We start from the raw sequence: 12349 nt of genomic DNA on the forward strand, positions 1-12349 counted from the left end.
TTCCTTTCTGCACACTTATGATTATCTTTATTTTAGCAAACTCTAACCGACTTATCTATCACAAGCGATTCTACCAGCCTGTTTAACAAGAAAAGCGGACAAGTCCGCCTTGACCTATGAAAAAATAGGAAATTTGACCCTGAATTGTCAGGAGACTTCACGCTTCAGCGGGTTAGTCGAATGATATGCGTTAGCGAGCAGCGAAGCGCGCAATGGGGCAAATTTATCTTTTTTTCACTAGGTCAGGACTTGGGAGCTAGACATTGATGGCTGAACTTATAATCCCCTAGTCTACAAAAAAAGACGGGGATTCTCCCGTCTTTTAGTATCAATTAGTTTGTACGTTTTACACTGTGGCTTAAAAGTTCTTCATATGAAGCAGCGAATTTTTGAATATCGCCAGCACCCATGAAAATCACCACTGCATCTTTATAGGCTAATAATGGTGACATATTGTCAATAACAAGAATTTCGGCCCCTTTTTCTACTTTTCCAGCTAGATCAAGGATAGAAACATCTCCTTTTTGCTCACGAGCAGAAGAGAAAATGTCGCATAAGAATACGGCATCGGCCTCATTCAAGGCTTCCCCAAATTCACTCATCAATGCCACGGTACGCGTAAAGGTATGTGGCTGGAATACGGCAATAATATCACGTTGTGGATATTTTTGCTTAGCTGCATCCAGAGTCGCTTTAATTTCTTGTGGATGGTGGGCATAGTCGTCAATGATGACCATATCTTCCACCATTTTTTCAGTAAAGCGACGTTTCACACCTGTAAAGGTTGTTAATTGGGCTTGAACAGCTTCTTTGTCTAATCCTTCTAAATAACAGAACGTAATCACTGCTAAAGAATTCAAGATATTATGGTCGCCAAATGATGGAATACTAAAACGGCCGTAGTATTGGCCTTTAATAGTTACATCGAAAATAGATCCTGCTGTCGTTTTTTCAACATTCGTTACTACAACATCATTGTCGCTGTTAAACCCATAAAACATAACCGGATAATCTGGATTAAAATGGCGGATATACAAATCATCTCCGCATGCAATAATCCCTTTTTTCACTTGAGAAGCAAATTCTTCAAAAGCTGAAAAAACATCTTTAATATCGGTATAATAATCAGGATGGTCGAAATCAATATTCGTTACAATTGCATAATCAGGAGAATATGCTAAAAAGTGACGACGGTATTCACATGCTTCCAATACAAAAAAATCTGCATCTTCACGGCCGTAGCCCGTTCCATCACCAATTAAGTATGATGTGGGTTTAATGCCACCTAAAACATGTGATAATAAGCCTGTTGTTGATGTTTTTCCATGTGATCCTGTAATGGCAATACTTGTATAGTCATTAATAAATTCGCCAATAAAATTGTGATAGCGAATGACTTCAAGACCAAGCTCTTTTGCTCGGACAATTTCTTCATGATCATCTGAGAAGGCATTTCCTGCAATAACAGTTAACCCTTCTTTAATATTGTCGGCTCCAAACGGATAAATGGTGATGTTCGCTTCATCGAGACCCTTTTGAGTAAAAAAGTAAGTTTCTACGTCTGACCCTTGCACTTGGTAACCTTTACCATGAAGAATCAAGGCTAATGCACTCATACCCGATCCTTTAATCCCCACAAAGTGATAAATTCGTTCATTATTCATTATATTCCTCCACTAACTCGAAACACTTGCCTCTTTAAAATAACTCGACAAGAAACTTATATACGTAAATTTATAAAAAAACACACCTCGAAAGTATACCACTTTCACTAAAAAAAACAAGTCAACTGCTTTGTGGATGACTCTTATTCAAAAAACGAATGAAAGCCACTATGATTCGGTTTAGCTGGACGAGCATTATTTGCTAGTGCTTGATTAGCTAAGCCTTCTTCCTCCATAATCCCTAAAAGCGAGCGATTGAGCGCTTTTTTGGTCTTATTTGGTAATTCAGCTTCAACCTCTTCTTGAACGAGAGGTTTGCTTGTTTTTGAGGGTGGTAATGGCTGTTTAGGATTCAAATCAACCAAAATCAAATCATCATCAGCGACTTGTAGTTCTTTTTTTAGACGTGAATAATCTAGTTTATCATCGGTTTCGGTACGGTAAGTTAAACTATTCCAAAGGGAAGGAACTTCGGTTGGCTTAAACGGTCGACGACTCTTATAAAGCGAAAATGATGTTGCACTAGCCTGTGTTCGTTTTTCCTTTTCGAAGCGTTTTTTTTCTTCGACAAAATAGTCTTTTTGGACAACTTTTTCTTCTTCCTTTTGCTCAAAAAGATGGTCATTAAAGCTGTCTTTTGACTCTCTGAGGAAAGGAATAGTTGGTGTTGCATCCAACATACTCTCCGCTATAAAGGAATCAGCTTGTTTTGTTTCCTTAACCTCTTTATTTTGGTCATTATCTGTTTGTGTGATTAAATAATTAGGAAATGCTTTACGCTGCAAAGGATTTGAGCGTTTTTCCTCATCAAAGTGATTGCGTACCATGGAAGCAACACCCCTTTCTTCTGTTTAGATTATAAGTCGAAAAATGCTTTTCCAGTTTCTGCTTGCTCATCTAGCACTAGGATTCCTTTTTTACCTGTCGGATTTTCTACACCTAGCTCTTTAGCCGAACAAATCATACCATTACTCTTCACGCCACGTAGTTCACCAGGCCAAATAATTAAACCGTCATTCATAACAGCACCAGGCTTAGCAACAACGACTTTTTGACCTTTACGAATATTAGCTGCGCCGCAGACAATTTGTAACACTTCACCATTATCAACTTCTGTTTGTGTCACTGATAAATGGTCAGAATCTTCGTGAGGCACACATTCGGTTACATAACCGACTACAAATTTAGCTGAACGGTCTACAGTAATCTGATCGTCAAAACCAGCTGTTTTAATCACTTGATTAACTGCTGCTTCTTGTTCTTCTGTCAAAATCACTTGTCCATTACCAGTTGGCGTAAAGTGCTCTGAAATACCAAATACATTAAAACTCACTGTTTCATTTGTCTCTGTATTAAATATACGCGTTACGGATCCTTTTGATTCAGTTGATAAATCGTCGCGCGAAATATCCCCTTTTGTTAATGCTAAAACATCCCAACCAACTTGGGCATTATAAAAACTCAACCACATGTTACTGACTCCTTCATTGATTCATTATTTTGATAGTTTTTGATTAATTTCCGTTAAAAAGGCTTCGATTTCTTCTTGGGTTTTGCGGTCAGCGGAAATAAAATCGCCAACTTTTTCGTTTTGGTGGTAAACCACAAAACTAGGAATCCCCATTACTCCTAATTCTTGAGCGAAGTCCATAAATTGATCACGGTCTACTTCAACAATAGTGAAGTCTGGAAAATGTGCTTCAATTGATGGGATAAATGGCTTAATGTACGTACAATCGCCACACCATGTTGTTGTAAACATAAACACTGTACGCTCACTTGCTTTTAACTGATTTAATTGGTCTATTGTTGTTAAAATTTCCATTTCAGTCGCCCCTTTTCTAGTTTCTTTCCATAATCGTTTCATAAGTGCTCTTGTCTAATGACTTGGCAACTTGAATCACCATTTCTTTAGCAGCATCATAGTCATCAATGTGGAACATGGTTTGATGAGTGTGGATATAACGCGCACAAACACCAATAACGGCACTCGGTACACCCTTATTCATTTGATGAGCAGCACCTGCATCTGTGCCACCTTTTGATACAAAATATTGGTAAGGAATCTTATGTGTTTCTGCCGTATCAAGTAAGAATTCACGCATACCACGCAACGTAATCATACCTGGGTCTTGTAGACGTAATAAGAATCCTTCACCTAAATGGCCAAAGGTATTGGTTTTTGTTTGTAGATCGTTGGCAGGTGAACAGTCAACAGCGAAGAATAAATCAGGTTTCAACATATTAACAGCACCTTTTGTTCCGCGTAGGCCAACTTCTTCTTGAACGTTACCACCTGCAATAAAGGTGTTTGGCAATTCTTCATTTTTTAAAGCTTCCAGAGCTTCAATAATAACCGTATTTCCGTAACGGTTATCCCAAGCTTTTGAAATAATTTTCTTTTTATTGGCAGTCCAAATGGTTTCGACTTCCGGTACAATCGCATCTCCTGGACGAACGCCAAATGACATGGCTTCATCAAAGCTATCAAAACCAGCATCAAATAAAATGTCTTCCACTTTCACATCAGCTTGTCCTGCCATACCTCTTAATAGGTGTGGCGGTACAGATGATGAAATAACGGGAATATCTGCTTCTCGTGTTTGTAGTGTAAAGCGTTGCGCCGATACCACATAAGGGTTCCAGCCTCCCAAGGGTACTACTTTTATCATACCGTTTGCTGTGATTTGAGAAACCATGAAGCCCACTTCATCCATATGTGCAGCTACCATGATACGGGGTGCGTCTGCTTGTTTACTTTCGCGGACACCAAAAATGCCACCTAGGCCGTCTGTTTGGATGTAATCAACTAGCGGTGTCATTTTTTCACGCATATAATTGCGAACGCGGCTCTCATTGCCACTTGTTCCTTGTATTTCAGTGAGTTCTTTAATTAATTGAAATGTCTTGTCATTCATGAATGCATAGGAAAGACGTCACTTTCTCGTCTTTCTTCCTCCTCTATTTTTGACTTTATAACTAATCTCTTAACCATTATACAGAAAGAGCCATAAACCGGCAATAAGTCCACTTTAGTCTTTATCTGGTCATGGTAGAATAATCCCCCGCCTTTGTGCTATACTGAGTAAAGAAACGACCTAGCGGGAGGTAATCATCATGCTATTTGAAAAACGCTCTTTTTATGATAAGAATAAAGAATCCATTCTAGCTGGCGTCCTATTTGGATCAGGCCTAGTGATTGGATCGACATTAACGGCACTCTTTTTAAACCGTAATAAAAAAGTAAATGGCGACCATATTTTAGACAATGTCAAAAAAATGTTTTTAGCTGAAGGACCAATCGAAGGGTCATGGATTGAACTTCATCCTGTGCCACTAACGCGTTTCTCATCAGAAACAGACGTATACTACGGCGGTATTTCCAGAAAAGAAAACGGCGAATTGATTCAATACGAATTTATCGCTGATGCCTACACAGGTACAGTTTTAGATATTTATAAGCTGTAAAAGATTGAGCGCTATGCTCAATCTTTTTTTTTGCTCTGAATTTTGTGCGGCATGTAAGATACATCTTGCTAAAAACGTCTGTATCTTACATGGCATGCCCTAAATGTGCGATACAGCTAACGACTTAAGTGCTGTATCGCACATTTTGAGACCTAGATGTAAGATACAGCCCAATTTTTGGAGCTGTATCGACCATTTGCCCATATAAAAAGCCAACTGATCAAACAGACCAGTTGGCTTTTTGAATGATTTTTAAATTAATCTTTAAATTGCGCTTCTACTCGGTAAATCGGTTGCCCTTTTGCAGCAAATTTTTCTTCATATTCAGTTCGAACATTCACTTCATAGTCTGAGGCATGTAGATCAAGCCAAACTTGATTTAAAACCATACCATATTGCGAGAATGAACCAAGCGAATATTCAAATAAGCCTTGATTGTCCGTTTTAAAATGAACCTCACCGTTTGCTTTCAAAATAGTTTGGTAATTTTCTAAAAATGAACGGTACGTTAGTCTTCTTTTTTCATGCTTGTATTTTGGCCATGGATCAGAGAAGTTTAAGTAAACGCGGTCTACTTCGCCAGCTTCAAAATAATCTGAAATCAAGCCACCATCTGTATTTAATAATTTCACATTAGGTAATTCAGATTCTAAAATTTTATCTAGAGCCATAACAGCAACACTGGTTTGGCGCTCGATCCCGATGTAGTTAATATCTGGGTTTTGCTTAGCCATTCCTACAATAAATTGGCCCTTACCAGATCCCACTTCAATATGAATCGGTTGGCTCTTTTCAAAATGGTCATTCCATTTTCCTTTTAATGCTTCTGGATTAGTCACAACATAATTGGTATGTTCAGCTAATTTATCAGCTGCCCATGGTTTATTTCTTACTCTCATTCTTTTTTCCTCCGTTCATTCAAATAGCCCCAGCCAAACAGCTGTGGGCTATTGGTCTTGCTGGTGAAGGCGGTCTTCATAGGCTTCCTTCAAAAACAAGATTTGTCCATTCATCTTAATATTTTCGCCAGCTGAGTGGTATCGTTTAATCAAAATTAAGCGATTCATCATGCTGTACCATTCAATACTATTTTTTAATTCTTCCGGTTGCAGTAAACCATAGCGTTTCAGCCAGTCATACCATTGATCAGGATTAACATACTTCACTAAAATCATGGCTAAATCAGACATCGGATCAGCAATTTTCACCATTTCCCAATCCACTAAATACAAGCGACTGTCATTCGTTAAAATGAAGTTCTTACGATTCAAATCACCGTGACAAACAGCATACTTAGCCCCTTTAATGATAGGCAGACTCTCCTCTAAATAAGTAGCTACCATCGTTAAAAAGCTATTGGTCCGCAATTCCTCATCCAAATCAGCCAAGTAATCCATCATAAACATTTCTGGATCATACACTTGTCCTTTTACCTTACGGAGCATATTGAGTAAATGGTCAGAATAATGGATTTTCTTAAGCAAAGAAAGAATCTCTTCCGATTGCATCTCGTCCCCATTTAAAACACGGCCATTCAACCATTCTTGAGCTGTCAGAACATCACCGTTACCGATTCGTTTCGTCCAAATCAGACGCGGTGTAATACCTTCAACCGAGAGCGCAGCTAAAAAAGGTGACGAATTGCGTTTCAAGAAGACCTTCTCTTCCGCTCGTACCCCCATATAAGCATGCCCTGTATCTCCTCCAATGGGATGAAGTTTCCACCCCGAATCCATCTTATAGTCCATGTTGTTCATTCCTTACTCATTCTCATTTCTGATTGACGCATCGATGCTCAATGTAGTGAATTGGAGAACGGAATGCCCAATCCTCAATCATATCCGTATGGAAACGAAAGTGACCTTTCCGCGCTTACGCACTTATATACGGGAAAAGTCACTTCATTCCATTCTACAGCTATCCGTTCTAATCGTCTTTAATCGCCCTGCCTAAGCAGGCATAATAGTCTACCATTTATTTTAGGTTCATTTCGTCATTCCGTCAAGGTAAACATAGTTACCATTTATTTACATTTTATCAAACATTTATTTTCCTAGACGATTATCCACGTAAAAGAAAACAAAAAAGACTGTAAAACCAAGGTTTGTGCCAACGGAAATGATAGCAATCAGCCAATCTGCTCCCACTAGAGTGGCTAATGAAAATAACACACTAGCTAACCCTAATAAATAAAACAGAATCCGTTTAAAGGCCTGACGCTTTTCTTTGACTGCTTTTGGATACAATTGAGCGAGAATATGCTGGTCTAGCTCGTTGTAGAAAGGAATCAATTGAAAACCGATTAAAAATAATACTAGCGCATTTATGAGCAAGCTCATATAAATTTGGGAAGAAAAAAGTAGAATGCCCATACCAATGACAGCTAAACGACTATAAAGCCCAATATAATCAGCGCCTCTAGCAAACAAGCGGGCATAGAGATACTGATAGGTGTTATTACTTCCCGACATTAGCTTCACTAAGCCATCTAAATACAACCGTCGCTTCGCTTTGTTTTTAACTAGCGGAACATCGGTAAATAGATTAATCAGTCGATTAACTTTTGAAAGACGGTTTTCTTCCATGTTCACTAAATTTTCCCAATCAATGAGTGGGTGGTTTTTAAAAACTGAGCGACTCAGCCACATATGTAAGCCGATTGCACAACCTAAGCTAACGAGTGCTGCCACTAAACTATTCCAGAAAAAGGCTAGTGATAAACCGACAACAGTCACCATGAATAGTCCTTTTTTTAGATAAGCAGCTTTCGGTCTTGCTTCTTTTCTAATAGCAAGTTCTTCTAGTGTTAAGTGACTCCATTTTAAACTCATTAAACTGAATGCTATCAACAGATAATCCATTGAGCCATTACGACCAGCTAATATCAAAACAGGCATAGCCATTCCTAATAACAGCAATAAGAAGGTGGTTGGTAAAACCATACTTCTCTTTTTGGATGCCTTGATATAGGATTGCCAGTTCTCTTCTTTAACAACTAAAAAGACTTGGTCTGCTGCTTCAGCTAGAGTCAGTAATTTTCCAAAAAAGACCGCAAAACTTAAGGCAATAATCCAGACTATCTTCCCAATAACAAGTTGATCAGACCATGTTTTTAACAGCTCAGAATATTGGTAAGCTAATGCTCCTAACAAAAAAACAAGGACAAGCACAAAATGGTCATTAAAGACATACTTGGCGTAGCGACTGAGTTTGCTAAAATATTTTTTACGCCGTTTAATCAGTAAGTCGTCAAAACTCATAGGCCAGTCTCCTCTTTTGTTAACTGGATATAAAGGTCATCCAGTGTCGCTCCTGGCATCTTCATATTAGCTTGCAAATCAGCCAGAGTCCCTGCTACTTTGACTTCTCCCTCATGAAGGAGAACAAAATCATCACATTCTCTCTCAGCAGAACTGAGAACGTGGGTAGACATTAAAATCGCTGCACCAGCTGCTTTTTTTTCTTTAATAATATCTAAAAAGGTATGAATGCCCAGTGGATCAAGTCCTAAGAACGGCTCATCAATCACGTATAGCGGAACGTCCACCATAAAGGCACAAACGAGCATCACTTTTTGCTTCATTCCTTTTGAAAAATAGGCCGGAAACCAATCCATTTTCGCTTCAAGGCGAAAGGCTTTAATATAACGCTCAGCCTTTTGCATGGCTTCTTCGTAAGGCATGTCATAAGCAAGCGCAGTGACTTCGATATGCTCTCTCAAGGTTAACTCTTCATAAAGAACTGGTGTTTCTGGTACAAAGGTAAACTGCTTGCGGTAAGTTTCTGGATCTGCTTTTAGTTGGTTGTTATTAATGGTCACGTTGCCTGAAAAAGGTGTCAGCAAACCGATAATGTGTTTAATAGTGGTACTCTTTCCTGCTCCGTTCAAACCAATTAAGCCGGTTAATTGGCCAGCTTTGATTTGAAATGAGACGTTTTTTATAACAGGAATAGCAGTGTAACCACCTGTTAGGTCGTTTAGTGTCAGTGTCATGCAGGGTCTTCCCTTCTCTTTTTTACTGCTATAATTATAACATAGGTCGGTAGGTAAATTGTGTCATTTAAAAAACAGATGTGGTAAAGTAACGTTAATACAACAAAAGAAATGAGGTAGTATTTGATGACCGATTGTATTTTTTGTAAAATAATTAATAAGGAAATTCCCAGTTACACCGTTTACGAAGATGATGATGTTTTAGCTTTTTTGGATATTTCCCAAGTCAGCAAGGGACATACGCTATTGATTCCTAAGACACATGTGGCGGATATTTTTGAATATGATGCTGAGCTAGCAGCTCGCGTTTTTAGTAAAATCCCTGCTATTGCAACAGCCATTAAACAGCATGATCCAGCTATTAAAGGTATGAATCTTTTAAATAACAATGGCAAACTTGCTCACCAAACCGTCTTCCATTCGCACATTCATTTGATTCCGCGTTATGAAGACACTGCGGTAGATGGCTTTGGTTTGAAATGGCAAACTCATGAAGCTGACTTCGACCAAGAAGCGTTCCAAGCAATGGCAACTGCTATAAAAAATAGATTGGAGGAAGCATGATGAAGAACTTCACTCAAGGGTTAATTTTCGGAACGATTGTTGGTGGCCTCGTAGCCCTATTAAACACACCGGAGAGTGGTGAGGTAAACCGTCGCCGCTTACAAAGCTATATCAAAACCAACACAGATTCTGTTAATGAACTGGCAGAAAGCCTAAACGATTTACAAGGCGCTGTTTCTCGTTTATCAAACGAAGGCATGTTAGTAGCTGACACCTTTTCAAAGGAAGTGACCACATCTATCGAGGACTTTTCACAACGAAATCAACCTCGCATCAGACGAATTACTGACCAAGTTGCACAACTATCAGACACTGTTGAAAAAGAAACTGCAAAATTACAGAAGTAACATGCATGATGAAGCTGGTCAGTGGCCGGCTTCTTTTTTTTCATAATTCAGTCTGTTCGTGAAGAATGTGTGAAACTTTAGAGCATTTTTAAAGATTTCTTTTCATTCGAATTCTCAGTATGTTATAGTTAGAAAGGTTCGTTTTATAAATAAAATAGATACAATTTAAGAAATGGAAGTGTCAATCGAATGAAGAAATTTACAGCATCAGCACTTGCCCTATTGGCAACAATAACGTTAGCAGGTTGTGCATCTAGCGATACCGTAGCAACGGTTGGAGAAAATACAATTACAAAAGACGACCTTTACGAATCAATGAAGTCATCTGTTGGGGAAAGCACCATTCAACGTCTTATTTTAACGCAGGCCTTAGAAAATGTCGTTGGCGAAAATGAATATAAAAAACAAGCTGAAACTGAAGTTTTAGCATCAATCGAATCAGTTGGTGGCATGGATGCATTCCTAGGCTTAATCCAACAAATGGGCTTCACTTCTCAAGAAGAATATACGAGCCAAATTCACTTAAACTTATTAATGGATGACGCATTGCGCGCAAGAACAACCTTCACTGACGAAGAAGTGCAAGCTTTCTATGAAGAATACGAACCTAACATTACAGCTTCTCACATCTTAGTAGAAGATAAAGCAGTCGCTGAAGACTTAATCAAACAAATCAATGATGGCGCAGACTTTGCAGAACTAGCTGCAGAACACTCAACTGACGGATCGGCTTCAAATGGCGGATCACTAGGTTCATTCGGTCGCGGTCAAATGGTAGCAGAATTTGAGGAAGCTGCTTTCGCACTTAAAGAAGGCGAAATGACGCAAACACCTGTTGAGACAGAATATGGTTTCCATATCATCCTTTTAACAGAAAAACCTGAAAAAGGAACATTCGAAGAGGAAGAAGAAAACATCAGAGAAATGATGATGTCAGAAAAATTGTCTGACTCAACTTATCTTGATGAACAAATGACTGCTATCCTAAAAGAAGCTGACATCTCTATTAAAGATACAGATTTAAAATCAGCAATGGATGCTTTCCTAGCTAAAGAAGAAGTTATTGAAGAAGATGCTGTTGAAGACGCAGCATCTGATGAAGCTGCAACTGAAGAATCAGCAGAATAATTTAGTTAAACCAGACTTGGGTTCTTCCTAAGTCTGGTTTTTTATGGTTGGGAGTAGGATATGATCGATACAAACTAAAAAAGTTGGCTGTATCTTACATTTGAGGAGCAATATGTAAGATACAGCTCCCTCTAGCTAGCTTGTATCGTACATTTACGAGTTGAAATGCGCGATACAGCCCTTTTATCCGAGCTGTATCGTACATTAGCCTACAAAAAAAAGAAGTAGCTCCCTGACGAGCTACTTATTTTTACTTATTCAGCTGAAGTTGGGTGACTTGGGTTTGGTTTGTAGAACATTCGATTATCCAATCCAAAAATACGTTCACTGAAGCTACCTTCAGCTGTCCGTTGCAAGGCTGTATCAATCATATTGATTGAAGCATCCAAATTGTCCAAATGATGAATAATTTCAGCTTCAAGCAAATACGGTTTAACTGGCGAACCAAATTCCATTTTCCCATGATGAGCTAAAACTAAGTGTTTCAATAAAATAATATCTTCATTGTCGTCACTAATTTTCAAAGCTTCACAGGCTTTAGTAATTTCTTCATCAATTAACACAATATGACCAATCAGGTTGCCTTTCAACGTATATTCCGTTGATAAACTTCCCGTTAACTCGATTGTCTTTCCAATATCATGTAAAATCACGCCGCTATATAGAAGCGATGGATTAACAGACGGATACAACTTAGCCACTGTTTTAGCCATTCTTAAAATCGAAATAGTATGGAAGCCCAATCCACCTGGAAAAGCATGGTGATGGCGTTTTGCAGCCGGATACTCAAAAAATTCTTTTTGGAATTTCTTTATCAAGAATCGAACCACACGATTAATCGGTGCACTTGTTATTTCAAATAAGGTTTGATTGATTTCTTCAACCATATCCTCTGTCCGAATCGGCGCACGTTCCATATAAAGCTCAGGAGATGATGGCTCCCCTGCTTGCGCTAAACGCATTTTATTAATGCGCAATTGCGGATTATTTTGATACATCTCTCGTTTACCCGTAATATGCACTACCACACCAGCTTGGAAACGATTGATTTCTTCTTCCTTAGCATCCCAAAACTTGCCGTCAATTTGACCACTTTTATCTTGGAAAGTAAAAGCGATAAATGGTTTATTATTTTTTGCCTTACGGACATCAGCGCCCTTAATTAACATAAACAATTCAAATGG

14 protein-coding genes are annotated in these 12349 nt (G+C 38.6%); 4 read left to right on the plus strand and 10 right to left on the minus strand.

Going from position 1 to position 12349, the window contains the following annotated elements:
• Positions 1–332 precede the first annotated feature (332 nt).
• The 5 genes from murC to pepA form a co-directional block, all read right to left on the minus strand.
• On the minus strand, positions 333–1664 hold the full coding sequence (murC, locus tag BW721_RS05365) for a UDP-N-acetylmuramate--L-alanine ligase (RefSeq protein ID WP_076766855.1): 1332 nt from the start codon (positions 1662–1664) through the stop codon (positions 333–335).
• Positions 1665–1807: 143 nt separating this feature from the next.
• Positions 1808–2491 carry a hypothetical protein gene (locus tag BW721_RS05370; RefSeq protein WP_076766857.1) on the minus strand — a complete coding sequence of 228 codons (684 nt, stop codon included), beginning with the start codon at positions 2489–2491 and terminating at the stop codon, positions 1808–1810.
• A gap of 29 nt (positions 2492–2520) precedes the next feature.
• Positions 2521–3135: a YtpR family tRNA-binding protein gene (gene ytpR / locus BW721_RS05375; protein ID WP_076766859.1), complete on the minus strand. Its 615-nt coding sequence runs from the start codon at positions 3133–3135 to the stop codon at positions 2521–2523.
• Positions 3136–3159: 24 nt separating this feature from the next.
• Positions 3160–3489: a thioredoxin family protein gene (locus BW721_RS05380; protein WP_166162881.1), complete on the minus strand. Its 330-nt coding sequence runs from the start codon at positions 3487–3489 to the stop codon at positions 3160–3162.
• Positions 3490–3505: 16 nt separating this feature from the next.
• On the minus strand, positions 3506–4582 hold the full coding sequence (gene pepA / locus BW721_RS05385; protein ID WP_076766863.1) for a glutamyl aminopeptidase: 1077 nt from the start codon (positions 4580–4582) through the stop codon (positions 3506–3508).
• Between the two features lie 199 nt (positions 4583–4781).
• On the opposite strand from pepA, the gene BW721_RS05390 reads away from it, so the two are divergent.
• Positions 4782–5132: a PepSY domain-containing protein gene (locus tag BW721_RS05390; RefSeq protein WP_076766865.1), complete on the plus strand. Its 351-nt coding sequence runs from the start codon at positions 4782–4784 to the stop codon at positions 5130–5132.
• A gap of 257 nt (positions 5133–5389) precedes the next feature.
• Here BW721_RS05390 and trmB read toward each other — a convergent pair whose 3' ends face one another.
• The 4 genes from trmB to BW721_RS05410 all read right to left on the minus strand — a co-directional run bounded on the left by trmB (position 5390) and on the right by BW721_RS05410 (position 9126).
• Positions 5390–6031: a tRNA (guanosine(46)-N7)-methyltransferase TrmB gene (gene trmB, locus BW721_RS05395; protein WP_076766867.1), complete on the minus strand. Its 642-nt coding sequence runs from the start codon at positions 6029–6031 to the stop codon at positions 5390–5392.
• Between the two features lie 48 nt (positions 6032–6079).
• Positions 6080–6880, minus strand: coding sequence for a phosphotransferase family protein (locus BW721_RS05400; RefSeq protein ID WP_076766869.1), 801 nt, complete (start codon positions 6878–6880; stop codon positions 6080–6082).
• Between the two features lie 297 nt (positions 6881–7177).
• Complete coding sequence (locus BW721_RS05405; protein WP_076766871.1) at positions 7178–8392, minus strand: ABC transporter permease; 1215 nt, start codon at positions 8390–8392, stop codon at positions 7178–7180.
• A complete protein-coding gene (locus BW721_RS05410) occupies positions 8389–9126 on the minus strand; it encodes an ABC transporter ATP-binding protein (protein WP_076766873.1) in 738 nt (245 codons plus the stop codon). The genes BW721_RS05405 and BW721_RS05410 overlap by 4 nt, the downstream gene beginning before the upstream one ends.
• A 126-nt stretch (positions 9127–9252) precedes the next feature.
• On the opposite strand from BW721_RS05410, the gene BW721_RS05415 reads away from it, so the two are divergent.
• From BW721_RS05415 to BW721_RS05425, 3 genes are all read left to right on the plus strand, one after another.
• Positions 9253–9690 carry an HIT family protein gene (locus tag BW721_RS05415; RefSeq protein ID WP_076766875.1) on the plus strand — a complete coding sequence of 146 codons (438 nt, stop codon included), beginning with the start codon at positions 9253–9255 and terminating at the stop codon, positions 9688–9690.
• The gene (locus BW721_RS05420; RefSeq protein WP_076766877.1) at positions 9690–10037 is read left to right on the plus strand and encodes a YtxH domain-containing protein; all 348 of its coding nucleotides are present in this window, start codon (positions 9690–9692) and stop codon (positions 10035–10037) included. Before BW721_RS05415 ends, BW721_RS05420 begins: the two co-directional genes overlap by 1 nt.
• 189 nt (positions 10038–10226) lie before the next feature.
• The gene (locus BW721_RS05425; RefSeq protein WP_076766879.1) at positions 10227–11165 is read left to right on the plus strand and encodes a peptidylprolyl isomerase; all 939 of its coding nucleotides are present in this window, start codon (positions 10227–10229) and stop codon (positions 11163–11165) included.
• A 254-nt stretch (positions 11166–11419) separates the two neighbouring features.
• Here BW721_RS05425 and BW721_RS05430 read toward each other — a convergent pair whose 3' ends face one another.
• The gene (locus tag BW721_RS05430; protein WP_076768652.1) at positions 11420–12334 is read right to left on the minus strand and encodes a 3'-5' exoribonuclease YhaM family protein; all 915 of its coding nucleotides are present in this window, start codon (positions 12332–12334) and stop codon (positions 11420–11422) included.
• Positions 12335–12349 lie beyond the last annotated feature (15 nt).

The sequence above is a fragment of the Jeotgalibaca sp. PTS2502 genome, assembly GCF_001975685.1.
In the GTDB taxonomy this organism is placed as follows: domain Bacteria; phylum Bacillota; class Bacilli; order Lactobacillales; family Aerococcaceae; genus Jeotgalibaca; species Jeotgalibaca arthritidis.

Coding starts and splice junctions, on each gene's coding strand:
- BW721_RS05410 (WP_076766873.1), bottom strand. CDS start 9,126: ATGACACTGACACTAAACGACCTAACAGGTGGTTACACTGCTATTCCT.
- murC (WP_076766855.1), bottom strand. CDS start 1,664: ATGAATAATGAACGAATTTATCACTTTGTGGGGATTAAAGGATCGGGT.
- BW721_RS05370 (WP_076766857.1), bottom strand. CDS start 2,491: ATGGTACGCAATCACTTTGATGAGGAAAAACGCTCAAATCCTTTGCAG.
- BW721_RS05415 (WP_076766875.1), top strand. CDS start 9,253: ATGACCGATTGTATTTTTTGTAAAATAATTAATAAGGAAATTCCCAGT.
- ytpR (WP_076766859.1), bottom strand. CDS start 3,135: ATGTGGTTGAGTTTTTATAATGCCCAAGTTGGTTGGGATGTTTTAGCA.
- trmB (WP_076766867.1), bottom strand. CDS start 6,031: ATGAGAGTAAGAAATAAACCATGGGCAGCTGATAAATTAGCTGAACAT.
- BW721_RS05380 (WP_166162881.1), bottom strand. CDS start 3,489: ATGGAAATTTTAACAACAATAGACCAATTAAATCAGTTAAAAGCAAGT.
- BW721_RS05430 (WP_076768652.1), bottom strand. CDS start 12,334: ATGTTAATTAAGGGCGCTGATGTCCGTAAGGCAAAAAATAATAAACCA.
- pepA (WP_076766863.1), bottom strand. CDS start 4,582: ATGAATGACAAGACATTTCAATTAATTAAAGAACTCACTGAAATACAA.
- BW721_RS05390 (WP_076766865.1), top strand. CDS start 4,782: ATGCTATTTGAAAAACGCTCTTTTTATGATAAGAATAAAGAATCCATT.
- BW721_RS05420 (WP_076766877.1), top strand. CDS start 9,690: ATGAAGAACTTCACTCAAGGGTTAATTTTCGGAACGATTGTTGGTGGC.
- BW721_RS05425 (WP_076766879.1), top strand. CDS start 10,227: ATGAAGAAATTTACAGCATCAGCACTTGCCCTATTGGCAACAATAACG.
- BW721_RS05405 (WP_076766871.1), bottom strand. CDS start 8,392: ATGAGTTTTGACGACTTACTGATTAAACGGCGTAAAAAATATTTTAGC.
- BW721_RS05400 (WP_076766869.1), bottom strand. CDS start 6,880: ATGGACTATAAGATGGATTCGGGGTGGAAACTTCATCCCATTGGAGGA.